Origin of the sequence: Streptomyces sp. NPDC049887, from assembly GCF_040656535.1 — a bacterium.
GTDB lineage: Bacteria > Actinomycetota > Actinomycetes > Streptomycetales > Streptomycetaceae > Streptomyces.
Genome location: NZ_JBFAMM010000001.1, coordinates 231,283 through 254,837 on the forward strand (window position 1 = coordinate 231,283; position 23,555 = coordinate 254,837).

The window sequence follows — 23,555 nt, forward strand, 5'->3', positions numbered from 1 at the left end:
ACAGGGAGGGGACGTCAGTCGCCGTCGGCGGGGACACCCAGGGCGGGGAGCACGACGGCGTCCAGGTACCCGTGCAGGAAGCCCTGGCACATGGGCTCGTCCTTGATCAGCGGATGGGCCACGAACGCGCCCACCAGCATGTGCGACAGGTACTTCAGGGCGGGGTTGTCCGCGGAGATCTCACCGCGGCCGACGGCCCGCTGCAGCAGCACGTCGAGCCCGGTGATCTCCGGCTCGATGAACAGCTCGCGCAGCGCCTGCAGCAGATCGTCGTTCTCGTGGACCGCCCGGGCGAGGCCGCGCATCAGCGCGGTGTCCCGCTCCATCTGGCAGTCGTCGGACTGCGACACCATCTCGTGGAAGTCGCCGCGCAGACTGCCGGTGTCGATCCGGGAGATGTCCACCGGCTTGCTGTGCCGCAACGACATGGCGACCAGCTCGGGCTTGCTCCCCCACTGGCGGTAGAGGGTGGCCTTGCTGGAGCGGGTGCGGGCGGCCACGGCGTCCATGGTGAGGGCGTCGTAACCGACCTCGCGCAACAGGTCGAGCACGGCTTCGTACAGCTCGGCCTCGCGCTCGGGCGTGAGTCTGCTGCGTGCCATGACCCAACCTTCCGAACGAAACGGTTTCGTACAGTAAGACTGTACCCCCGCCGCCTACGAAACGAAACCGTTTCGTACGTGTGCCGGGCCACACCGCACCGCCCGGGTCGTCGCGGCCACCCCGAAGACGACGGGAAAGTCCGTCCCCACGAGTTGCCGGGCCCCCCGCACACGGAAAGCATTTAGGAGTGAGTGAAGACGTCGCGTATCTCCGCTTTCCGCATCTGCACGACGACTTGCTGTGCTTCGCGGCCGAGGACGATCTCTGGATCGCCCCCCTCGTCCCCGCGGGCCGGAGCCCCGGCCGGGCCTGGCGGCTCACCGTCGACCGGACCCGGATCGGACACCCCCGCTTCTCCCCGGACGGCAGCCTGATCGCCTACACGACCTGGCGCAGCCTGGACCCGGAGATCCATCTGGCACCGGTCGACGGCGGCCCGGCACGACGCCTCGGCTACTGGGGCTCGACCGACACCCGGGTCTGCGGCTGGGACCCGGACGGCAACATCCTCGCGGTCTCCTCGCACGGCCAGCCGTTCTCCTACTTCTCCTGGGCCTACAAGGTGCCCACGGACGGCGACCCGGGAAAGCGCCTCCCCTGGGGGCCGGTCTCCGACATCGCCGTCGCCGGCGGCGAAGGACAGCACCGCACCCTGCTGCTCACGGGGAAGCCGCCGCACGAACCGGCCGGGTGGAAGCGCTACCGGGGCGGCGCGATGGGGCGCCTCTACCTGCACGGCGAACGGCTGCTGGCCGACATCGGCGGCCATCTCGACTGCCCGATGTTCGTGAACGGCCGCATCGCGTTCCTCTCCGACCACGAGGGCGTCGGGAACCTCTACTCGTGCCTGCCCGACGGCACGGATCTGCGCCGCCACACCGACCATGACGCCTTCTACGCCCGGCACGCCTCCAGCGACGGCAGCCGGGTCGTCTACCAGTGCGCAGGCGACCTGTGGATCGTCGAGGACCTGGCGCCGGACTCCCGGCCGCGGAAGCTGGACGTCCGGCTCGGCGGCCCGCGCGCCGGACGGCGCCGCTACCAGGTCCCGGCCGCCAGCCACGTCGACGGGCTCTCCGTGGACACCACGGGCAGGGCGAGTGCCGTCGTCGTACGCGGCAGCCTCTACTGGCTGACCCACCGCGACGGCCCGGCGCGCACCATCGCCGACACCCCGGGCGTCCGGGTGCGGCTGCCGGTGATGCTCGGCAGCGGCGGCGGACAGGTCGCGTACGTCACCGACGCCGACGGGGAGGACGCCGTCGAGATCGCGTACCTGCCCCGGGCCAGCGGCGACCGGCCGCCCCGGAGACTGGCCACCGGCCGACTGGGCCGGGTGCTGGAGATGGTCTCGGACCCGGCCGGGGAGCGGCTCGCGATCGCTTCGCACGACGGGCGGCTGCTGCTCCTCGCGGTGGCGGAAGTGGAGACCGGGGCGGAGCGGGTGCGGAGGACGGGGGACGAGGGGGACGCCGGGGAAGCGTCCGCGACCGACGGGGCGGACGGAACGGGGGCGCACGGAACGGGGGCGCCGAGGCACGACGACGCCGGGGACGGAGCGGACGGAACAGGGGCTTCCGGCGGCTCGGAAGCCGGCTCCACCGCCGAACCCGGCGGGACGGACCCCGGCTCCACCCACGAACCCGGCGGCACCGCCGGCACCGTCGAGGACCTCGTCACCGAGCTGATCCGCTCCGACAACGGGCCGGTCCGCGATCTCGCCTTCTCCCCCCTCGGGAACTGGCTCACCTGGTCCCACCCGTTCATCGGCCGCTCCCTGCGACAGATCAAGATGGCCCGTATCGACGGCCCCGGCCCACGCACCGTCGTCGACGTGACCAACGGCCGCTTCGAGGACGAGTCCCCCGTCTTCACCCGCGACGGCCGCTATCTGGCCTTCCTTTCCTGGCGCGGCTTCGACCCCGTGTACGACGTGCACACCGGCGACCTGTCCTTCCCGCTGGGCTGCCGCCCCTACCTCGTACCGCTGTCGTCCGCCACGCCCTCGCCGTTCGCGCTGCTGCCCGACGGACGGCCCGCGGCGGGCGGGCTGGACCCCACCGAGGCCGACGTGGGGGAGGGCGCGGCGATGGTGGAGGTGGAGGGACTGGAGAGCCGGGTCACACCGTTCCCCGTGGCCGCGTCCAAGTACTCGTCCCTGCACCCCGTCGCGGGCGGCGGTCTGGTCTGGCTGCGGTGGCCGATCTCGGGCGCCCTCGGCGAGACGTTCGCCAACCCCGCCGACCCCTCGCACCGGCCGACCCTGGAGTACTTCGACATCCCCAAGGCCCGCAGGACCGAACTCGTCGCGCACCTCGACTGGTTCGCGGTCAGCGGCGACGGCTCCCGGCTGGTGCTCTTCGACGACGGGGAGCTGCGTGCCGTGCCCGCGACCGAGTCCGGCGACAGCGACTCCACGGTGTACCTCGACATGCGCCGGATCCTGCACGAGGTGGACCCGCCCGCGGAGTGGCGCGGGGCGTACGAGGAGGCCGGCCGGCTCATCCGGGACTACTACTGGGACCCGGGCATGTGCGGGATCGACTGGAGCGGGGTGCTGGACCAGTACCGTCCGCTGCTCGAACGGGTCGCGTCCCCCGACGAGTTCGCCGACCTGCTCCGCGAGGTGCTCGGCGAGCTGGGCACCTCGCACGCCTACGTCACCCCGGCGCGCCGCAACGAGGGGCCTCCCCACTACCAGCGGGCGATGGGCCTGCTCGGCGCCAACCTGGCACGCAGGGAGGAGGGCTGGACCGTCGTGCGGATCCTGCCCGGCGACTCCTCGGACTCCAAGGCGCGTTCCCCGCTCGCCGGCACCGGCATTCGCGAGGGGGCCGTGCTGACCCATGTCGACGGACGTCCGGTGGACCGGGTGACCGGCCCGTACCCGCTGCTGTCCGCGGCGGGCGGGACGACCGTGGAGCTGACCTTCCGGCCGGCCGAGGGCGAGGGCCGGCCGCGGCGGGTGGCGGTCGTGCCGCTGATCGACGAGCGCCCCCTGCGTTATCAGGACTGGGTCGCCAAACGGCGCGCGGTCGTACGGGAGATGAGCGGCGGCGAGTGCGGTTACCTCCACATCCCGGACCTCGGCGGTTCCGGCTGGGCGCAGTTCAACCGCGATGTGCGGATGGAGGTGTCCCGGCCGTCGCTGATCGTGGACGTGCGCGGCAACGCGGGCGGTCACATCAGCGAGTTGGTCATCGAGCAGCTGAGCCGCACGATCCTGGGCTGGGACCTGACGCGGAACGCGCAGCCGGTCTCGTACACCTCCAACGCCCCACGCGGACCGATCGTGGCGCTCGCGGACGAGGCGACCTCCTCCGACGGGGACATGATCACGGCGGCGATCAAACTGCTGGGCCTCGGTCCCGTGGTGGGTCAGCGCACCTGGGGCGGTGTGGTGGGGATGACCGGCCGACACCGGCTCGCGGACGGGACGGTGATCACGGTGCCGATGAACGCCGCCTGGTTCGAGGCATACGGCTGGTCCGTGGAGAACCACGGCGTGGAGCCGGACATCTTCGCCGAACGCCCGCCGCTCCACTGGGCCGAGGGCAAGCGCACCGACCTCGACACCGCGGTGCAGGTCGCGCTCGACCGGCTGGCGAAGGATCCGGCCAAGACGCCTCCGGGCTACGCGAACGTCCCCGACCGGCGCCGACCTCCGCTACCGCCGCGCCGTTGACCGCCGCACCGCCGTACCGCCATACCGACGCACCGACGCACCGACGCACCGACGCACCGACGCACCGACGACGATCGCGGGCCGGAGAGCGCACCTGCCGCCGGGCCTCACGGAAGCGGGCCACCCGGAGACCGAACCTGCCGCCGGGCCGCGGAACCCGGCCGCCCGGGACGACGGGCAAGGAGCCCGGGCCGTGGAACCGGACGGCCGGCGGCGGCGATCGGCCGTGGGAAAGGGGCGCACCCCGTGCACTGGGTGCGCCCCTTCCGGGTGCCTCGGACGTCAGGCGTCGTGGCGACGGTGCATCGGCTCGTCGCTCATCTCACGCTCCGGGCGGCGACGCTCCTGCCCGCGCTCCTGCCCGCGCTCCTGGCCACGCTCCTGGCCTCGCTCCTGCGGGGGGCGCTGCTGCGGCCGCTGCTGCGGCGAGCGCTGCGAAGCCTCCTGCTTCGTGCCGGGCTTCTGCTTCGCCTGCTCCTTGAGCTGCTCCGCCTTGTCCTTGAACTGCTCCTGGATACCCATCTGGTTCACTCCTGGAAGGGTGTGGGGGACGGGGGCCGTTGGGCCGGCCCCCGGGGCCTCGACCAGACTGGCATGCAGGGACATTCCGCGCATTTCGATCAGTTACGCTCCGTACGCTCCCGCTCGTCAGCGGCCCCGCCGGCGCCCACGAGCCCCGTGCGGATACCGGTGAGCCGCGGTGCGAAACGCCTCATCTCCCGCTGCCCCACGATCCCGATGAGGCCCGGCAGGTATCCGCGGACCGACTGCATCCCGCGCAGCCACCACTGCGCGTAGACGTGGGCGGAGCGGCGTTCGACGCCGGCGACGATCCGGTCCACCGCGGGGCCGAGCGGGTACGTGCGGTTCGACGGCCACGGGAGCCGCTGCCGCAGCTCCCGCATCACGTCGTCCTGGTCGGCCCCGCGCACCATGTCCGTGTCGGTCCAGGACAGGTAGCCGACGCCCACCTTCACCCCCCTGTGGCCCACTTCGGCCCGCAGGCTGTGCGCGAAGGCCTCGGCCCCCGACTTGGAGGCGCAGTACGCCGTCATCATCGGCGCCGGGGTGATCGCGGCGAGCGAGGCGATCTGGAGGAAGTAGCCGCGGGACTCGATCAGGACCGGCAGGAAGGCCCGGCAGGTGACCGCGCTCCCGATGAGATTGACCTCGACGACCCGCCGCCACGCCGCCGGGTCGGAGTCCGCGAACGGACCCCCCGACGCCACACCGGCGTTGGCGACGACGATGTCGACCTTGCCGAAGCGCTCCTTGACCTCGCGGGCCACGCGTGTCATCGCCTCGTGGTCGGTGACGTCGGCGTGCCAGTGCTCGCACTCGGTGTGCAACCGCCCCGCGACCGCCTTCAGTTCGTCCGGCTCCAGGCCGACGAGCGCGATCCTCGCCCCGCGCGCGGAGAGCTTGCGGGCCAACAACTCGCCCACACCACGGGCGGCCCCGGTGACGACGGCGACCTGCCCTTCGAGACCGACCCTGGTCATGCGTTCTCCTCCTGCTTCCTGCGGGCGTCGGGCAGCGCTGGGGCGGTCCGCCGCAGCTGGTTGTCCGCCAGCCTCCTGATCTCCGCGGTGACCGCCTCCGGGGCCTCCACGGGGGTCATGTGCCCCATGCCGGCGAGTTCGGTGAGTCCCACGCACTCGGGCAGGGACGCGGCGAGCGCGCGGGCGTGGACGATCGGCGTGAGCCGGTCCGCGGTGCCCGCGACGACGGCCGTGGGCAGTCTCATCTCCCGGACCCCGGCGTCGAGATCGAGCCCGGCGAGGACACGCGCCCAGGCCACCCGGGTCGGGCGCGGACAGGCGTGCACGATACGGGCGCACTCGGTGACCCGCTCCGGCGCCGTGCCCGGGCCCATCGTCGCGTAGCGCAGGATCCCCTTCGAGACCGGTGTGACCGGTCCGAGCGGGGCGCGCGAGCCGAGGATCGCCCCGGTGAGTCGGGTCCGGAGCCCGCCCGCCCGCATCGGCACAACCAGCGACTCGGCGACGAGCCGTGAACTGCCGGTGCTGCACAGCACTGCGGCCGCGGCGTGCTCGGCGAACCCCGGCCGGCCGGCGGCCGCCATGAGCGTCATCCCGCCCATGGAGTGCCCGGCGAGCACGGCCCGCTCGCCCGGCTCCAGCGCGGCGGTGAGTACCGCCTCCAGATCGTCGGCGAGCGCCTCGGTGGTGTGCCCGGCCCTCGCGACGGCGGGCGTGCGACCGTGCCCTCGCTGGTCGTAGGCGACGACCCGGTGGTCGGCGGCCAACTCCCTGATCTGCGCCGCCCAGAAGTGGGTGGAGCAGGTCCAGCCGTGGGCGAGCACGACGGCGGGCGCTCCGGCGGGGCCGTGCACCTCCACGTGGAGGCGGGAGCCGTCGGCGGAGACCGCGGTGAGTTCGCGGGCGGGGACGGGCGGGGACGGGGCCGTCGCGAACCTCTTGAGGAGCCGGCTCATGCGCTCTCCTCCCCCACCGCCGCCGCGACGGCTCCGGCGCCCCCGGCCACCGGGTCCGCCGCCGCGGTGCGTGGGGCGCGGACCACCTCGTACTCGGCGAGGTCGACCCTGCGCGTCTGCCGCCGGAACTCCCTCGTCGTGCCGGGCCAGATGGTGGTGTTGCGGCCGCTCGCGTCGAGGTACCAGCTGGTGCATCCGCCGGTGTTCCAGACGGTCCGCCTCATCCGCTCCTGGACCCGCCGGTTCCATGCGTGGACGGCGGACGGCCGTGCGCCGAGCGCGACCCGTCCCCCGAGGACGTCGAGTTGACGGAGGTAGTCGGCCATGTAGTTCAGCTGGGACTCGATCATCAGGATCATCGAGCTGTTCCCGAGGCCGGTGTTCGGGCCGATGATCGTCATCCAGTTGGGGAAGCCGGCGGCGGTCGCGCCGCGCAGCGACTCCATGCCGTCCTTCCAGCTCTCGGCGAGGGTGACGCCCTCCGCACCCACCACCCGGTCGGCGATCGGCATGTCGGTGACGTGGAAGCCGGTGCCGAGCACGATCGCGTCGACCTCGACCTCCGTGCCGTCGGCGGACACGACGGTGGAGCCCCGCACCTCGGTCAGTCCGGAGGCGACGACGTCGACGTTGGGCCGTGCGAGCGCAGGATAGTAGTCGCTGGACAGCAGGATCCGCTTGCAGCCGATGCGGTACGACGGCGTCAGCTTCGCCCGCAGCGCCGGGTCCTTGATGGACTTGGCCATGTTGGCCTTCGCCAGCGACTCGATCAGGCCGAGCTGCTTCGGCCGCTTGGTGAACGCGCTGACCTGCAGCTCCCGGATACCCCACAGCAGTCCGCGGCGTGCGGCCCCGGTGAGCGGCAGTTGCCGGTGCAGCCGGCGCTCACCGGCGCCGATCGCCCGGTCCATGCGGGGCATCACCCAGGGCGCGGTGCGCTGGAACAGGGTCAGTTTCGCCACCAGGGGCTGGATCGACGGCACGATCTGGATCGCGGACGCCCCGGTCCCGATCACCGCGACCCGTTTGCCGCGCAGGTCGTAGTCGTGGTCCCAGCGCGCCGAGTGGAAGACCTTGCCCGGGAATCCGTCGAGTCCGGGGATCTCGGGCGTCTTGGGGTCGGACAGCGGGCCGGTCGCGGAGACCACGACGTCGGCGGTGAACGCGCCCCGCGAGGTCTCGATCTCCCAGTGCAGTTCGGCCGTGTTCCAGCGCATCATGAGCACGTCGTGACCGAAACGGATGTGCGGGCGGATTCCGAAGACGTCGGTGACGCGCTCCAGGTACGCCCGGATGTGCTCCTGCCCGGAGAAGGTCCGGGGCCAGTCGGGGTTGGGCGCGAACGAGAACGAGTAGAGATGGGAGGGCACGTCGCAGGCGCAGCCCGGGTAGCTGTTGTCCCGCCAGGTCCCGCCGACCGAGTCGGCCCGCTCCAGGACGACGAAGTCGGTGATCCCCTCGCGGCGCAGCCGGACGGCGGCGCCGAGGCCGCCGAATCCGGATCCGATCACCGCCACTCGCACGTGCTCGCACTGCTGGTCCATGCCGCCGCCTCCCGCAGACAGACTTCCGCCGAACCGTGCCAGCAATCACTGGCACGATGGGAGGGTAGAGCCTGGCGCATACCGAGCGGTAGGGGTGGAACCGAACAAGTTACCGGCGGTACAACATAGGCTTGCGGACGTGACGGACGAGCAGCGGCCGGATCGCGAAATCCGCGAGTACCGCATGGAGGAGCTGGCCGAGGAGGCCGGCATCACGGTGCGCACCCTGCGCTTCTACCGCGAGCGGGGACTCATACCCCCGCCCCGCAGGGAGGGCCGGATCGCCTGGTACGACGCCCACCATCTGGCCCGGCTGCGCACCATCGCGGCCCTGCTCGAACGCGGTCACACCCTCAGTGGAATCGCCGATCTGGCGTCCGCCTTCGACAGCGGCCGCGACGTCGGCGAGGTGCTGGGCCTCGGCGAGCCGACCGAGGAGACGCCGGTCCGGCTGACCCCGGAGGACCTGGCCGACTACTTCGAGGGCGAGGTCACCCCCGAGAACCTCGTGACGGCGCTCGACCTCGGCTATCTGGCCACCGACGGCGACGAGATCGTCCACATCAGCCGCCGGCTGCTCGACGTCTCCTCCGCGCTGGTGAAGGAGGGGGTGCCCCTTTCCGCGGTCCTCGCGGCGGGCCGCGAGGTGCGCGGCCACGCGGAGGCGCTGGCGTCGCTCTTCGTCGAACTGCTGCGCTCCCACGCGGCGGAGGGGGACGCCCAGCGGCTGCGCCCGCTGGCGAAGAGCGTGGTGGAGGCGGAACTCTCCATGGCGATGGACCGCCTGCTGCGCGACACGTGACAGGCGGACCCGGCCGTCCGCCGGCCAACCGCGGGCCCGCCGGGCCCTCCCCCGGCACGGTGGAGCCCCGGCCGCGCGCGGGCGCACCGCCCGAGCGGGCACAGGCGGCAGATCAGGGTGCTGCGGCCCCCCGGCGCGTGCGTGCGCACCGCCCGCGAAACCCCGGGGCCGGGGGTGCGCCTCGACGGCCGGCGCCTGAGCACCGGTCCGGCGCTACAGCTCGAACACCGCCGTCACCGGCGCATGGTCGCTCCATCGCTCGGCATGGCTCGCCGCGCGCTCCACGTACGCCTTCACGCACTTGTCCGCGAGCCGGGGTGTGGCCACCAGCAGGTCGATGCGCCAGCCCGTGTCGTTGTCGAAGGCGCGCCCCCGGTAGGACCACCACGAGTACGGGCCCTCCTGCCCGGGGTGCATGGCACGGACGACGTCCACGTAGCCGGCGCCGGTCCCGCCGTCGCCGTACACACGGCCGAGCCACTCGCGCTCCTCCGGCAGGAATCCGGAGTTCTTCCTGTTGCCCCGCCAGTTCCTGAGATCGGCCTCCTGGTGGGCGATGTTCCAGTCACCGCAGACCAGCACCTCGCGGCCGTCGGCGGCCGCCCGTTCCGCGAGGCCCTTCAGATACGGCAGGAAGGCGTCCATGAAGCGGTACTTCTCCTCCTGGCGCTCGGTCCCGACCTCTCCCGACGGGAGATAGAGACTGGCCACCGTGACGCCGGGCAGGTCGACCTCCACATAGCGCCCGCTGCCGTCGAACTCCTCGCTGCCGAAGCCGGTCCGGACCGCGTCCGGCTCGCGCCGGGTGAGGACGGAGACACCGGCGCGGCCCTTGGCGGCGGCCGGGACGTGGACCGCGTGCCAGCCGTCGGGGCTGCGCACCTCGTCGGGGAGCTGATGGGCCTCGGCCCGTACCTCCTGGAGGCACACCACATCGGCGGAGGTCCCGGCCAGCCACTCGACGAAGCCCTTCTTCGCGGCGGCCCGAAGCCCGTTCACATTCACGCTGGTCACAGTGAGCACCCCGGCACCCTATCCGAGGAAGCAGGGCTCGCATACATGTACGATTGAGCGCATGGATATCCGGCCGACGCCCTTCGACCACCCTGACGCGGTCAAACTCAACGACCAGGTGCAGCTGGAGTACGCCGCGCGCTACGGCGACGAGGGCGATGTCACACCGCTCGACCCGTCGATGTTCGCCCCGCCGCGCGGACTCTACCTCCTCGCGTACGACGGGCTGGGCCGCCCGGTCGCCACCGGCGGCTGGCGCACCCAGGACGAGAACGCCGAGGGGTACGCGGACGGCGACGCCGAGCTCAAGCGCATGTACGTCGTGCCCGAGGCGCGCGGCCTCGGTCTGGCGCGGCGCGTGCTCGCGGCGCTGGAGGAGGACGCCCGCGCGGCCGGCCGGACCCGCATGGTCCTGGAGACCGGCACCGCCCAGCCGGAGGCCATCGCGCTGTACACCTCCAGCGGTTACGAGCCGTGCGCCAAGTTCGGCCACTACCGCGAGTACGAGAACAGCCGCTGCTTCGCCAAACCGCTCGCCCCGCGATGACCGGCCGGGCTCCGGCGGCCCGCCGTTCCGCCGGCCCTGGTGGCCCACCGACTCCGGCACTCACTGCACTGGCGCCGGCCGTCCCACGGATCCCACGGATCCCACCAGCCCCGGCGCTCTTTGAGCGACGGGAACAATAGCCATGACGCGCCCCTGACAAAGTTGGCGCAGCCATGACACCCTTCCTCACGCACGTCGATCCGCACCGCTCTCATCCCCCACCTGCCCCGGCAGAAGGAGACATGCGTGAGACGCCATCGCACAGCCGCAGCGACCCTGTTAGCAGTCGGCGCTCTGCTCACCGGCGGTCTGACGGCTGCCACCTCGGCCCACGCCGCCCCGGCCCCCTCGCCCGCTCCCACCGCCGTGGCCCACCAGGCCACGGCCGCCGAGCAGCACCAGGCCCGCACCTTCTGGACCGCGGAGCGAATGCGCGCCGCCGTCCCGCTCGACCTGCGCCTCGGCGCGGACGCGCTGAAGACCCTCAAGACCCCGAAGCCCGGGGCCGTGACGACGACCGTCGCCCCCACGGCCTTCCCCCAGGCGGGCGGCGCCTGGACCGGCGGCGGCGCGGTCGTGAAGACCTCCGGCCGGGTCTTCTTCACCTTCCAGGGCCGCACGGCGTCCTGCTCGGCGAACGCCGTGACCAGCCAGAACGCCAGCACCGTCATGACGGCCGGACACTGCGTCAAGTACCAGGGCAGCTGGCACACCAACTTCGTCTTCGTGCCCGCGTACGCCAACGGCCAGGCCCCGTACGGCCAGTGGACCGCCACCAGGACGCTGACCACCCCGCAGTGGGAGGCGAGCGAGGACATCAACTACGACGTCGGCGCGGCCGTGCTCGCCCCGCTGAACGGCCAGAAGCTGACCGCGGTCACCGGCGCCCAGGGCATCCAGTTCAACGGCGGCTACAACAAGCAGATGTACGCCTTCGGCTTCCCGGCCGCGTCCCCGTACGACGGCACGAAGCTGATCTACTGCAGCGGAAACAGCTCCAAGGACTGGCTGTTCACCCAGGACCACAGCCTCGGCTGCAACATGACCGGCGGCTCCAGCGGCGGCCCCTGGTTCACCGGGTTCAGCGAGACGGCCGGCACGGGCCTGCAGGTCTCGGTGAACAGCTTCGGCTACATCTTCCTGCCGAACCGGATGTTCGGCCCGTACTTCGGCAATGAGGCGAAGGCCCTGTACGACAAGGCCCAGACCTCCTGAGGCGCCGGCGGCCGGCGGGGCCCGGGTCCCCGCCGGCCGCTGCACACCCATGGACGCGGCCCACCCCGCCCCGCAAGGATGATCGGATGGCGACAACGCGGCACTGGGCGGACTTCCAGTACGAGATCTATCTGAACGGCATGACGGGCGCCGTGCCCCGGCTGCCGACCGATCTGACTCGGCTGGAGGAGCTGGCCGGCCACCGGCTCGGCCCGGGGCCTGTCGGCTACGTGGCCGGCAGCGCGGGCAGCGGAAGCACCGCCCGCGCCAACCGCGCCGCACTCGACCGCCGGCGGATCGTGCCGCGCATGCTGCGCGACGTCCACGAACGCGACCTGTCCGTGGAGGTGCTGGGCCGATCACTGCCCGCGCCGCTCGCCCTCGCACCCATCGGCGTGCTGTCGATCATGCACCCCGACGCGGAGTGCGCCGCGGCACGGGCGGCCGCCGCGCGGGGAGTCCCGTACATCCTGTCGTCCGCCTCCAGCACGCCGATGGAGCAGGTGGCCGAGGCGATGGGCGACGGCGAGCGGTGGTTCCAGCTGTACTGGGCCAAGGACCGCGACGTCACGGCGAGCTTCCTGGACCGGGCGAGGACCGCCGGCTACACGGCACTGGTCGTCACCCTGGACACCCCCCTGCTGGCCTGGCGTCCCCGCGACCTCGACCAGGCGTACCTGCCGTTCCTGCACGGCGTGGGCACCGCCAACTACTTCTCCGACCCGGCCTTCCGGGCCGGGCTCGCCAAGCCCGTGCACGAGGACCCGAACGCGGCCGTGACGCACTTCGTCGGCATGTTCGCCGACCCCGCCAAGACCTGGCCCGACCTGGCCTTCCTGCGCGAACACTGGGACGGGCCGATCGTCCTCAAGGGCATCCTCCACCCCGACGACGCCCGCAGCGCCGCCGACGCCGGCATGGACGGCGTGGTCGTCTCCAACCACGGCGGCCGCCAGGTCGCCGGGTCCGTGGCCGCGGCGGACGCCCTGCCCCGCGTCGTCGAGGCCGTGGGCGACCGGCTCACCGTCCTCTTCGACAGCGGCATCCGCACCGGCGACGACGTGTTCAAGGCCCTCGCCCTCGGCGCCCGGGCGGTGCTCCTGGGCCGCCCGTACGCCTACGGCCTCGGGCTCGACGGACAGGCCGGCGTCGACCACGTCATCCGATGTCTTCTCGCCGAACTCGACCTCACACTCGCGCTGTCGGGCCACTCGGGCCCCGGCTCGCTCACGCCCGACGACCTGATCGGGGAGTCCGCATGAGCGGGGACCGGCCGGCCGCCCGGAACGTCCTGGCGGTCATCCCGCCCCACATGGGCGGCCGTTCGACCGGGGCGGGGCTCGCGGGCCTCGTGCCCGGTGCCCGCGTCACCGTCGTGGAGTCGGCGGACGAGGACCCGACCGCACTGCGCGAGGCCCACGCGATCATCACCGCCCTCGCCCCGGTGACCGCCGGGCACATCGCCGCAGCGCCCGCCCTGGAACTCGTCCAGTGCGCCAGCCACGGATACGACTACGTCGACCTGGACGCCGCCCGCGCCCGGTCCGTGGCGGTCTGCAACATCGGCTCCAGCGGCGCGGAGGCGCAGAACGTGGCCGAACAGACGTTCGCGCTCATGCTGGCGCTCGCCAAGCAGGTGGTACCCGGCCACAACGCGCTCACCGAAGCCGACTGGGCCCTGCCCCGGCTCCAGCGGTCCCTCACCGAGCTGTCCGGAAAGACCCTCGGCATCGTCGGCCTCGGCAGCATCGGGAGGGAAGTCGCCCGCCGCGCCCTGGCGTTCGACATGCGCATCGCGTACACCGGCCGGCGCCGGGCCCCCGCCGACACCGAGTCCCGGCTGGGCGACGCCCGCTTCCTCCCCCTCGACGAACTCCTCCGCGTCTCCGACTACGTCAGCCTCCACGCGCCGCTCACCCCGGACACCCGCCATCTCCTCGACGCCGGGCGGCTGGCACTCCTCAGGCCGACCGCCTACCTCGTCAACACAGCCCGAGGGGCGCTCGTCGACCAGGACGCCCTCGCCGACGCGCTGACGGCGGGCACCCTGGCGGGCGCGGGCATCGACGTCTTCGACCCCGAACCGCCGACGGCCGCCCTGCGTCTGCTCAAGGCGCCGAACGTCGTCCTGTCCCCGCACGTCGGGGGCGTGACGCGGGAGACCCTGGTCCGGATCGCCCTGGCCGCGGTCCGGAACGTCGTCGACCACCTGGCCGGAGAACCGCCGCGGGACGTCGTGTCGTAGCCGGGCCCCGGGCGTGCCCGCCCGGCCCGAACGGCGGGCGCCGCACCCGGTTCAGGGCAGCGGCACACCGCGGGCCGTCAGCCAGAGCGCGTACCACTCCTCGTGGTCGAGGTCCGGCTCCCGTGCGGCCTGCCCGCAGGCGCGGATGCGCTCCGGGTTGGCCGTGCCGATCACCGGCGAGACCCGGGCGGGGTGGCACCGCAGCCACCACAGCAGCACCGTCTCCGGCGCCACGCCCTTCCGCTCGGCGAGGGAGGCGACGAGCCGCGCGGTGGCCTGCTCCTCAGGGGTCTCCTGGCGCCCGGTGAACCGGCCCTGCGCCAGCGCGCCCCAGGCCTGCAGTTCGATGCCGTTGTCCCGGCAGTGCTCGAGGGTGCCGAAGGGGAAGCCGTTCCCGGCCGCCTCGGGGGTGTTCACGACCACACCGGCCTCCAGCCAGTCGCGCTTTTGGAGGCTCATCTCCAGCTGGTTCGCGACGATCGGCACGTCCAGCCGTGCCTGGAGCGCAGCGATCTGCGCCGCTCCCATGTTGGACACCCCGAACCGCCGCACCAGGCCCTGCCGGCGCAGCGACGTCAGCGCCTCGGCGACGTCGTCGGGGTCGGCCAGTGGATCGGGCCGGTGCAGCAGCAGTACGTCGATCACGTCGGTGCGCAACCGCGCCAGGCTCTCCTCGACCCGCCGCACGATGGTCCGCCCGCGCAGGTCGTAGATCCCCGGGCGCTCACCGTCCGCGAGGCGGATGCCGCACTTGGTCTGCACGACGATCCGCTCCCGCAGCCCCGGAGCACGGGCCAGGACCTCGCCGAAGACGGCCTCCGCCTTGCCGTACCGGTAGATGTCGGCATGGTCGAACCTGGTGATCCCGCTGTCCAGCGCGGCCTCGACCGCCGCCTCCGCGGCGGCTATGTCCCCGGGACCGTACGGCGCGGTGTCCCACGTCCCGCCGAGCCCCATGCACCCGTACAGCAGCCGACCGTCCGTCGCGTCCGTCTTCGTCGTCACCCCGTGACCCTACTGGCCACGGTTCCGCGCGGTCGCCGGGGACCGCGCGGAGCGGAACCGGTGGGACGCAGCACAGGCCGGAGCCGGGGCCGGACCGCGGTGCCCCGCTTCCGTACCGCACGACAAAGCCCCTGCCGGAGGTGTACGGCCCCGGCGACCGCTGCGCCCCGCCGGGATCTGGACCGAGCGGGCACCTGGAGGGCGCGGCCACTTCTGGTTCGACCGCACATCGGGGGTCAGGCACGAACGAAGAGCACAACGCCCACGACCAGGAATGCGAGCCCGAAGACGGACGCGATGCCACCCCAGATCCGCACGAGCCGCCGCTGGAGCGGGGCGTAGCGGAGGAAGTCCATTCCCGGCTGCTCGAATCCCAGCCGGTCGAACGTCCGCAAGAGGGCGGGGTCGGCGTGGGCGGGATTGCAGTACGTGTCCACGGTCCGTTGGGCGATGCCACGGTGGTCCGTCACCAGCGCAAGCCCGACCAGGGTCAGCCCCGCGCCCAGAAGCAGGTGGCTTCGTAACCGAGAGCAGGACTCACCGATAAAGCCAAGCAGGGGTACCAGGAACATTCATTCCTCACGATGCAGGGAACCTCTTTGTCAGGTGCACAGTACGCAGTGGTGCAGACGGACCGTCATGCCAGGGGCTGGCGAACGTGAGGCCCAACTCGCTGCCGGTGAAGGTCCGCTCCGAACGGAGGGGCAGGCGGGAGCCCTGGTCCCACGAAGGATGCGCAGAGGTTGCTGGAAGCCGCCCGGACGGCCGCCGACCGCTGCACCCGGCCTCCTTCGCGACGAGGCGCTGGGACATCCGGTCCGAGGGATGCGCAAGGCTCTGAGGAAGCCTATTCGGCGGCTGGACGGGCCGGATCGGATCGGATCGGATCGGAAGTAGTCGACGCACTTCGGCCGTGCAGCACGATGCACCACACGACAAAGCCCCTGCCGGATCTCTCCGACAGGGGCTTTGACCAGTTGTGTTGTGGGGTGTTCACGAGTGGGCCTGATCAGGCAAGGATCAGCGGCTTGAAGATCGTTTTCCGTGGTCCGAGTGATCGTTCCCCGTCGACGCACCGACCGTGCGCCAGACCTAGAGCAGACCCTGCGCGACGGGTTGTGCTCGAACCGTTGATGGCGCACTGAACCGGCTCAGGTTTGGCGCGCGACCGACGAACCGGACTGATCCTCATCACGGAATGGCCCCTGCCGCCAAAAGTGGGTGAGGGGGTGGCGGCCGATGGCCGCCACCCCCTCACCCGCCAGTCCGAAGCCGTCCCTCCATTACCCGGTCACGCTCTCTCGCTTGTAGATTTCCTCGGGTTTCGGGAATTCCACAGGATTCGCCAGGAACACTTCACCGTCGGTATCCCCATAGTACCAATAGAGGCCTGAACTCCCCAGGGATCCACACTGCCCTTCCTTGAAGGTCAGAGAAACCCACTTGTCTCCCCCTGCAGGAGTGGTATCCACCCCCCAGGAGAATTCACACACTTCCTTGGTTTCGTTTTCCTTCACCAGCGAGTTCAGTTGGAGTTGCGCCCCGGCGGAAAGAGTGCCTATCCCATCCTTCTCGAAGTCGATCCAATCCCCTCCGGGATTCTTCCACAGACCGACGATCTGACTTTCCTTGGGGACGGGCTGTTCTTTTTCACTTCCGCACCCCGACACACCGACGGCAAGGACGGTGGAGACAGCGGCGACAAAGAGGAACCGTCGGCTTCTCCTAGTACGGCACATAGATTTCCTCGATCCAGTGGATCTTCACGGTGATGTCCTTCTGTCCGTCGGGCCAGATCTGCTTGGCAACGTTCGAGCCCGCCTTCATGACCGGGTTGGAGCTTCCGTTCTTGTACCCGTCATTCGAGAGGCTGCGCGTGGCCGAGGCTACCGACATGGTGTTGGAGATCGTCACGTCCACCTGTCCGACCAGGGCTCCGTTGTCCCACTCCGAGTCGGTCCTGGGCGGTTCGCACGCGACGCCGAGCAGTTGGTAGTCGAGGTTGTAGGAGCCGAGCGCCATGCTCGCGGGGCTGGCGCCGTAGATCCCCTCGGTGAGGAACCCGGTGAGGTCGGTAAGGCCCTCCCAGATCTTCTCACCGTCGCTGCGCTCCGCATGGGACTTGTTGAACGACTCCCTACCCGTGTGGTAAACGCCGTCCTTGATCAGACCCTGCATCTTGCGGATGAAGGACCGGAAGTGGTCCTCCGTTCGCAGCTGGCGGACGAACTCGCCGTCCGGGGGAAGTGTGACCTCGGACGGCCCTCCCTTCGCCCAGAGCATGACCAGCTCCTGGGCGGAGAGGTCCATGGCCTCGCCTTTCTTGCCGCCCCTGCGCTCCGGCTCGGGGTTCGGCCCCTTCTTGAAGCTCGGCTTCTTGAAGACGGCGACGTCGACCGAGGTCGTCCGGCCGGCGCGGGTGGTCACCGTCGCGCTGATGTACGTGCTGGACGTGCCAGGGACCTTGGTCGTGTAGGTCTTCGTGGAGTGATAGACCCACGTGCCGTTCGGGCCCATGGTCATGTAGTCGCGGTACGTGCCGCCCTTGCCGTCGCTGCACCCGCGCTCGCAGTCCGTAATGGGCCGCAGGCCGGTGGGGTCGGCCTTGGTGACGGGGGTGTTGTTGGCGTAGGCGTAGCCGTTCATGGACTCGTGGTCCTCGGGCACCAGGACCGGGTCGACCGAGAGGAACCTTCCTGTGGCCGGGTCGTACTCACGGGCGCCCACGTGGATCAGACCGGTTGCGGAGTCGACCGGCTTGCCGAGGAACCCCTTGTCGTCGGGCCACACCGAGGGTGTCGCGCCGCGGGTCTCGCCGAACGGCTTGGTGTAGCGGCGGGTGACGGCCTGAGTGGTAGCGTCCACCGTCATCGAGGCGGTGCCGTGGTGGTCGTCGACCATCCAGGACAGGCTGGTCTCCGTGCGCACGGCCGTGACGTCACCGGCCGCGTAGTAACGCTGGGCGGTGAACTTGTTGGTAGCCGTGTCGTAGTGGAGTTCCTGACCGGCCAGGTAGAGAACGGCCTTGCCGGGGCCGCGGCGGATCAGGAGATCGCCGTTTGCGTCGTAGAGGTAGTCGGTGGTCTTCGTGCCCTCCGTGAGGCGGACCAGCTCTCCCTCGATGTCCCAGGTGAGGCTCTGTGCGACACCAGTGGTGCCGTACCGCTTGGTGGTGTTGCCCTGCTCGTCGTACGTCAACGACTTGGCGGCGCCGCCATTCACGGCGAGCGAGGTCAGGGTGTGCGGCTGGCCGCCGCCGCTGGCGTTGACGGCCGGGTAGCCGTACACCGTCGTGGTGCTACCGGTGGCCTTGTGCTCGACCTGGGTGTCGCGCAGGCCGCCGGGCTTATAGGTCCAGCTCGTCCAGTACGGGGCCGGCCCGCCGAGTGCGGTCGCCGAGCGGGCGGTGGCGCAATCGTTGGACGACGGGGTCCAGGCCTCGGTCAGACGGCGGTAGCCGTCGTAGGCGAAGCACTGGGTGTCCTTGCCGTTCGCCTTGTCGGTGATCGACGTGACATTGCCGGTGGCGTCGTAGACGTAGTCGACGTCGCTGGTGTAGCCGGCGTTGGTCTGGTCGACCGTGTGTGTGTTGGACAGGCGGCGGGTGCCGTCCTGATATCGGTTGAGGATCTGGAGCTGCTTGGCACCGGTGGAGGTGCCGAGGCGGGTCTCCTCGATTTCGCCGTACGGGGAGTAGCCGATGTTCTGGACGTAGTCGGTCATGCCGTCGGTGCCGGTGAGCATGCCGAGGCTGTTGTAGCTGTTGGTCACGGTCTCGGCTGGCAGACCGGCCACCGCGGGCATCGAGGTGGACTGGACGGTGCCGTCGATGTTGTAGGTGGTGGATGTGGTGAAGGTCTGCGGCGCACCGGCGGCTACCAGGGGGTCGCCGGAGGCGATGACGGTCTTGGTGCCCTTGGGGCGGCCGAGCGCGTCGTAGCCGGTGACGACCTGGGAGTAGATCTTGCCGGTGGTGCCGCCGACGTACCGGATGGCCGCGGTCACCTGCCCCTTGGCGAGGGAGTCGTAGGTGAATTTGGTCAGCTGGTGGGCGTTGTCCTTCGTCCCGTCCCAGGTGCCGATCTTGCGGCCCAGCTCGTCGTAGTCGGTGATCAGTGTACGGGTGACCTGCTCCAGCGTCGTTGTGGTGGTCACCGGCTGGTCGGCGTCGTTGTAGGCGGTGGTGACGGTGCCCTTGTCCGGGTCGGTGGACGTGGTCTTGCGGCCGCGCAGGTCGTAGCCGTACGACCACACGGCGTTGTCCGGGCCCGTCATCTTCGTCAGCCGGCCGGAAGGGTCGTGCTCAAAGAGGGTACGGGTGTAGTCCGTGCCGGTCGGGAGCGGGCCGGCGTACTCCCGCCGCTCGATGATTCTGCCGCGGGCGTCGGTGATGCTCAGGGTGCCGGTGCCGCCGGCGGCGGCGGTGACGGCGGTGCGGTCGCCCTGGTACTGGGTCTTGGTACGCCACTTCTCCTGGTCGTAGACGCGGAAGATCGACTCGGTGGCGCGGCCTGCAGCGTCGAAGACCGTCTCGGTGGAGGCGGGGACGGAACCGGGGAACGTGTTGGCCAGCGTGCCCGAGGGCGCTACGTTGTCGTGGACCTGCTCGTTGCTGACGTACGCCAGGCCGCGGTCGTCGTACAGCGTCTCGGAGATCACCCGGCCGCCGTTGGGCGCGGGGACCTGCTTCTGACGGAACCTCAGGAGGCTGTCGAAGATCTCGTAGGAGCTGTTGTACGTTTGTCCGTCGGCCTTGAGGGCGTCGGTGCGGACCCAGGTCTCCTTGTCATTGTTGATGCTGTACGCATAGACGATCGTCGCGGCGTCGCCCAGCGCGCGGGAACGATCCGGCTTCCAGACCGAGCGGAGCCGGCCAAGCGCGTCCAGCGACCACTCGGTGACGTTGCCGTTGGCGTCGGTGGTCTTGGTGGCCGTACCCCAGGCCGGGTCCACCTGGGTGGTGGAGCTGTAGGTCTTCGGGTCGGTGCTGGTCTTGGACGTCAGCGGGCCGTAGCCGGTGTCGTCGGGTACGTAGGTGGTCTTGACCGTACGGTTCAGGGCGTTGGTCTCAGTGAGCGGGCGGCCCAGCTTGTCGTACGTGGACCCGGAGACCTTCTGGTAGACGGGGGTCTTGTCCACAGCGCTGTGGCTCGCGACCCGGTACGTGGCGGTGATGTCGCCCTTGGTGGGCGCCACCCCGGTCGCCTGGTTGTCGTAAGCCGTGGTGGCGTCGGAGACCACGTCGTCAGGCACCACCGGCGTCGCGGAACAGGAGGCGGAGTACACCTGGACGCGGCTCACCTTGTTCACCAGCCAGTCCGTCGTGTTGCGGGCGTAGCTCGTCCGTGTGCAGATCTCGTCGCCGGTCTTGGCGGCGTCTCCGCTGTCCTCGACGGTCACCGGCATGCCGTATGCGGTGTCGTACGTGGTCTTCTGCTTGACCGCGCGGGTGCCGGTGGAGGTCTTGGTGCGGGTGGTGGTCTCACCGGCCTGGACAATCCAAGCGTCGGTGGTGCCCCAGTTGTAGGTGTGGCTGCCGGTCTTGTGGGACCAAGGGGTGTTGACGGTGCCGCTGACTTCTTCGGTGCCGTTGTAGACGATGGTTTCGCGGACGAAGCCGGCGTACTGGCGGGCGTCAGTGATTTCGGTGCCGGTGGAGTCGGCGACCTTCTCCACCCGTGGGGTGCCGTCGAGTTCCTTCTCGCCGTTGAGGCCGCGCATGTAGAGGGTGGACTTCTTGGAGCGCGGGCCTTCGGAGTCGCCGGAGGTCTCCATGACCTTGCCGTAGCCGCGCCACTGTGACCAGGTGCGGTTGGACGGCTTGGTCAGGCCTTCGTCGTCGGCGTAGGCCCAGCCGGCGCCACTTTGGTAGTCGTAGTACGTCTCGCCGGTGTCGCCGTGGCCGTAGGGGTCGTCCTGGAAGACGGAGGTGACCACGTACTTGTGGAACCAGTCGGTGACCGGGCTCGCTCCGGACTGGGACCATTTGACCGGGAAGCAGCGGCGGGTGTTCTTGTCGATGTCCGCCGGCATGCTGGTGCCCCAGATGCAGTCGGGGTCGGAGTAGTTGGCCGTGAGGGTCGAGCCGGTCTCGGACTTGATTGTGCGCACACGCCACTTGATGTAGCGCAGGGTGTCCGGGCCACTGCCTTCGACGTGGTTGGGCAGCTGGACACCGCCGAAGACGACCGGCGGCAGGGCGGCCGCGGTGGTGTTGGCCTTGCCGGTGTTCTGGATGGACTTCAGCCACAGGCTCGGCGAGGAGGCGTCACCGGTGTCGGGGAAGTTCTGCTCCAGGTGCCAGGTGTCCACGTCTCTGTGGGTGGTGCCGGTACCGGTCCACACCGAGGTGGTGACGTCGGTGAGACGCTTGCGGGTGAAGAAGGCTGGGCCGATCTGGGTGGTGCACTTGGTGCCGGACGCGCAGATCATGTCGAAAGGCACGTCGGGCCAGTTGGACTTGGTGTCCTTGGTCAGGCTGGAGCAGCCTCCCGAGGTGACACAGCGCTCGGCGTAGGTGAAGCGGACCTGCTGGGCGGCGGGCTTGGCAAAGATCAGGTCGCTGCGCAGGCCGTAGTCGATGCGGGTGAGGTAGCCGCCGCGGGTGTAGCCGGTGCCGTTGACCGTGGTGTCGGCGTTCCTGGAGTAGTAGTTCGTCTCCCGGCTGTACCAGTAGGTGGAGGCGTTGCCGTGGGTGTCCACGACGTAGTCCAGGTTCCAGCGCCAGCCTTGTGTACAGAAGGAGTCGGCGAAGCCGGTGGACTTGTAGCAAGGCTCGCCGGAGTCGTCGCCGAAGACCGGGACGCTCCAAACGGAGTTGGTGACCGGGTCGTCGGCGGCGGTGCCGTTGTCGCTCCAGCCGGGCATCCGGTGCTTGCCGAAGAAGTACTGGGTGCCGGAGGAGTCGGTGACCTTCCAGTACTCGGTGTTGTTGTCGCCGTTGCCGGTGGCTCCGGTCAGGTGCTCGACGCGGCTGCCGTCCTCGTTCTTCACCTTCCACGAGCCGCCCGACACCTCGGACAGGGCTGCGGTGTCGCAGGCCGCTGTGTCAGCACAGGTGTTGACCAGCTCAACGGCCTTTCCGTTGAGGACCAGGGTGGCGTTGGCGTACTTCCAGCACAGGTCGCTCTTGCCGGACTGGCCGTCTTCCTTGCAGGAGCCGTACTTGCGCTCGATGTAGGACTCAGTGATCGCGAAGCCCTCGCCGACCACCGAGGTCTGGTTGTTCTCCCCGGCCGTGCGTCCGTCCACCGAGGCGGAGTTGTAGGAGATGGACAGGTTCGGGTTTGGTCCGGCCGTCGCCGGGGGAACCCGTAGCGGGTAGTTCCAGGTGAAGTCACCCGTGCTGCCGCCGGCCTCCCAGGTCGCGGTCGGGGACAGCGGGGTGGCGCTGTAGTCGCCTCCGCCGCCCGAACTGTCAGCCGCCGCTGCCAACAGCATCGGGGCGCCGGCCGCGCGGGTGCGGGCGGAGAAAGTGCCCGTCAGGGTCTGGGACTTTGCATCGTTGTCCGCGCCCGCCACTGGGCTCTGGGTGCGGCAGGACTCCTTCTTCGGGGTGGTCAGCGCACACGCCGGGAGCGTCACCAGGCTCAGACGGGGGCCGAAGTTTCCGCCGTACACGTCGTTGAAGGAAGAGTAGTCCAGGGAGACCCGGAGCCTGTCGGTGTCACCGGCCGAGTCCTTTGACGTGGCTCCCGCCGGGTCGACGGTGAGCAGGACGCCGTTGACACCTGCCTTCTTCGCGGCCGACTGGGAGTGGACACGAAGCGCCACTTCCTCGACCGGACCGGTGGCTTTCGCCGACGCCTTGCTCTTCGCCCGCTTGGGTGCCGGGGCGGCCGGCTCCTGGGCCAGCTCTACGCCGAGCCCTCCGACGGTGAGAGTTGTCTCACCGGTCGCCGCGACCTCGGCGGTGGCCTTCCCAGCCTTTGGCCACGCGGCCTTCTTGAGCCGCTCACGGGTCTCGTGGGAGGCGGGGGCAGCCCTGTCCTTCGGGGCCTTGGACGTACGGGGCTTGAGCACACCGACCTTGTCGATCTTCGCGTCGGGCCGGTCCTCCAGCGACTTGCGGGCTGCCGGGGACTGGGCCTGGGCGGCGAAGTCGTAGCCCGAGGGAATCACGACTTGCGGAAGGACGGAGAGGGAGAGGACGAGCGCGCCACGGCCGAGCCAGCGGCGTATAACCGCCCCTGGCAAGCGTGTGCTGAAGGGTGATGAAGACACGGTGACTTCCCGGTTCTCGGATAGGGGCAGGAGGCTTTCGGGCAGCGTCAAAGCCCGAGAACGCCAGATCTCGACGGTGCGTCCGCGAAGACGCGCAGAGTGTTTCGAGCAGAACGGGGCAGGCGGGGGGGGGGGGGGGCGCGGGGGGGCGGCGGCCGCGGCCGCGCCCGCGCGAAGAGTGGGTTTGAGGGGGGTGCCGAGATCGGTAGTGGAG

Annotated in this window: 16 protein-coding genes; 6 read left to right on the top strand and 10 right to left on the bottom strand. The window is 70.6% G+C overall.

Annotation, left to right across the window (positions count from 1 at the left end):
* Positions 1-14: 14 nt before the first annotated feature.
* The gene (locus AB0J10_RS01005) at positions 15-602 is read right to left on the bottom strand and encodes a TetR/AcrR family transcriptional regulator (RefSeq protein WP_363056412.1); all 588 of its coding nucleotides are present in this window, start codon (positions 600-602) and stop codon (positions 15-17) included.
* A gap of 188 nt (positions 603-790) precedes the next feature.
* Here AB0J10_RS01005 and AB0J10_RS01010 point away from each other — a divergent pair, with 188 nt between their 5' ends.
* Positions 791-4,288, top strand: coding sequence for a S41 family peptidase (locus AB0J10_RS01010; protein ID WP_363056414.1), 3,498 nt, complete (start codon positions 791-793; stop codon positions 4,286-4,288).
* A gap of 282 nt (positions 4,289-4,570) precedes the next feature.
* Here the strand turns inward: AB0J10_RS01010 and AB0J10_RS01015 are convergent, their stop codons facing one another.
* The 4 genes from AB0J10_RS01015 to AB0J10_RS01030 all read right to left on the bottom strand — a co-directional run bounded on the left by AB0J10_RS01015 (position 4,571) and on the right by AB0J10_RS01030 (position 8,290).
* Positions 4,571-4,810, bottom strand: coding sequence for a hypothetical protein (locus AB0J10_RS01015; RefSeq protein WP_363056821.1), 240 nt, complete (start codon positions 4,808-4,810; stop codon positions 4,571-4,573).
* Positions 4,811-4,908: 98 nt separating this feature from the next.
* Complete coding sequence (locus AB0J10_RS01020) at positions 4,909-5,790, bottom strand: SDR family oxidoreductase (protein WP_363056416.1); 882 nt, start codon at positions 5,788-5,790, stop codon at positions 4,909-4,911.
* Positions 5,787-6,746, bottom strand: a complete 960-nt coding sequence (locus AB0J10_RS01025; RefSeq protein WP_363056418.1) for an alpha/beta hydrolase — start codon at positions 6,744-6,746, stop codon at positions 5,787-5,789. The genes AB0J10_RS01020 and AB0J10_RS01025 overlap by 4 nt, the downstream gene beginning before the upstream one ends.
* Positions 6,743-8,290, bottom strand: coding sequence for an NAD(P)/FAD-dependent oxidoreductase (locus AB0J10_RS01030; RefSeq protein WP_363056420.1), 1,548 nt, complete (start codon positions 8,288-8,290; stop codon positions 6,743-6,745). Before AB0J10_RS01030 ends, AB0J10_RS01025 begins: the two co-directional genes overlap by 4 nt.
* A 184-nt stretch (positions 8,291-8,474) precedes the next feature.
* Here AB0J10_RS01030 and AB0J10_RS01035 point away from each other — a divergent pair, with 184 nt between their 5' ends.
* Positions 8,475-9,092, top strand: coding sequence for a MerR family transcriptional regulator (locus AB0J10_RS01035; RefSeq protein ID WP_363056823.1), 618 nt, complete (start codon positions 8,475-8,477; stop codon positions 9,090-9,092).
* A 213-nt stretch (positions 9,093-9,305) separates the two neighbouring features.
* Here the strand turns inward: AB0J10_RS01035 and AB0J10_RS01040 are convergent, their stop codons facing one another.
* Positions 9,306-10,115, bottom strand: a complete 810-nt coding sequence (locus AB0J10_RS01040; RefSeq protein WP_363056422.1) for an exodeoxyribonuclease III — start codon at positions 10,113-10,115, stop codon at positions 9,306-9,308.
* A gap of 52 nt (positions 10,116-10,167) precedes the next feature.
* Here AB0J10_RS01040 and AB0J10_RS01045 point away from each other — a divergent pair, with 52 nt between their 5' ends.
* From AB0J10_RS01045 to AB0J10_RS01060, 4 genes are all read left to right on the top strand, one after another.
* Positions 10,168-10,653 carry a GNAT family N-acetyltransferase gene (locus AB0J10_RS01045; protein ID WP_363056424.1) on the top strand — a complete coding sequence of 162 codons (486 nt, stop codon included), beginning with the start codon at positions 10,168-10,170 and terminating at the stop codon, positions 10,651-10,653.
* Between the two features lie 246 nt (positions 10,654-10,899).
* The gene (locus tag AB0J10_RS01050) at positions 10,900-11,868 is read left to right on the top strand and encodes a peptidase (RefSeq protein ID WP_363056426.1); all 969 of its coding nucleotides are present in this window, start codon (positions 10,900-10,902) and stop codon (positions 11,866-11,868) included.
* Between the two features lie 86 nt (positions 11,869-11,954).
* Positions 11,955-13,130 (top strand): lactate 2-monooxygenase, encoded by a 1,176-nt coding sequence (locus AB0J10_RS01055; protein ID WP_363056428.1) that lies wholly within the window; start codon positions 11,955-11,957, stop codon positions 13,128-13,130.
* A complete protein-coding gene (locus AB0J10_RS01060) occupies positions 13,127-14,113 on the top strand; it encodes an NAD(P)-dependent oxidoreductase (RefSeq protein ID WP_363056430.1) in 987 nt (328 codons plus the stop codon). Before AB0J10_RS01055 ends, AB0J10_RS01060 begins: the two co-directional genes overlap by 4 nt.
* 51 nt (positions 14,114-14,164) lie before the next feature.
* Here the strand turns inward: AB0J10_RS01060 and AB0J10_RS01065 are convergent, their stop codons facing one another.
* From AB0J10_RS01065 to AB0J10_RS01080, 4 genes are all read right to left on the bottom strand, one after another.
* Positions 14,165-15,118 (bottom strand): aldo/keto reductase, encoded by a 954-nt coding sequence (locus AB0J10_RS01065; protein WP_363056432.1) that lies wholly within the window; start codon positions 15,116-15,118, stop codon positions 14,165-14,167.
* Between the two features lie 236 nt (positions 15,119-15,354).
* Positions 15,355-15,690, bottom strand: coding sequence for a hypothetical protein (locus AB0J10_RS01070; protein ID WP_363056434.1), 336 nt, complete (start codon positions 15,688-15,690; stop codon positions 15,355-15,357).
* 711 nt (positions 15,691-16,401) lie between these two features.
* Positions 16,402-16,857 carry a hypothetical protein gene (locus AB0J10_RS01075; RefSeq protein WP_363056436.1) on the bottom strand — a complete coding sequence of 152 codons (456 nt, stop codon included), beginning with the start codon at positions 16,855-16,857 and terminating at the stop codon, positions 16,402-16,404.
* Complete coding sequence (locus tag AB0J10_RS01080) at positions 16,844-23,299, bottom strand: RHS repeat-associated core domain-containing protein (RefSeq protein ID WP_363056825.1); 6,456 nt, start codon at positions 23,297-23,299, stop codon at positions 16,844-16,846. Before AB0J10_RS01080 ends, AB0J10_RS01075 begins: the two co-directional genes overlap by 14 nt.
* Positions 23,300-23,555 lie beyond the last annotated feature (256 nt).

Coding starts and splice junctions, on each gene's coding strand:
- AB0J10_RS01075 (WP_363056436.1), bottom strand. CDS start 16,857: ATGTGCCGTACTAGGAGAAGCCGACGGTTCCTCTTTGTCGCCGCTGTC.
- AB0J10_RS01060 (WP_363056430.1), top strand. CDS start 13,127: ATGAGCGGGGACCGGCCGGCCGCCCGGAACGTCCTGGCGGTCATCCCG.
- AB0J10_RS01035 (WP_363056823.1), top strand. CDS start 8,475: ATGGAGGAGCTGGCCGAGGAGGCCGGCATCACGGTGCGCACCCTGCGC.
- AB0J10_RS01020 (WP_363056416.1), bottom strand. CDS start 5,790: ATGACCAGGGTCGGTCTCGAAGGGCAGGTCGCCGTCGTCACCGGGGCC.
- AB0J10_RS01055 (WP_363056428.1), top strand. CDS start 11,955: ATGGCGACAACGCGGCACTGGGCGGACTTCCAGTACGAGATCTATCTG.
- AB0J10_RS01025 (WP_363056418.1), bottom strand. CDS start 6,746: ATGAGCCGGCTCCTCAAGAGGTTCGCGACGGCCCCGTCCCCGCCCGTC.
- AB0J10_RS01030 (WP_363056420.1), bottom strand. CDS start 8,290: ATGGACCAGCAGTGCGAGCACGTGCGAGTGGCGGTGATCGGATCCGGA.
- AB0J10_RS01070 (WP_363056434.1), bottom strand. CDS start 15,690: ATGTTCCTGGTACCCCTGCTTGGCTTTATCGGTGAGTCCTGCTCTCGG.
- AB0J10_RS01045 (WP_363056424.1), top strand. CDS start 10,168: ATGGATATCCGGCCGACGCCCTTCGACCACCCTGACGCGGTCAAACTC.
- AB0J10_RS01015 (WP_363056821.1), bottom strand. CDS start 4,810: ATGGGTATCCAGGAGCAGTTCAAGGACAAGGCGGAGCAGCTCAAGGAG.
- AB0J10_RS01005 (WP_363056412.1), bottom strand. CDS start 602: ATGGCACGCAGCAGACTCACGCCCGAGCGCGAGGCCGAGCTGTACGAA.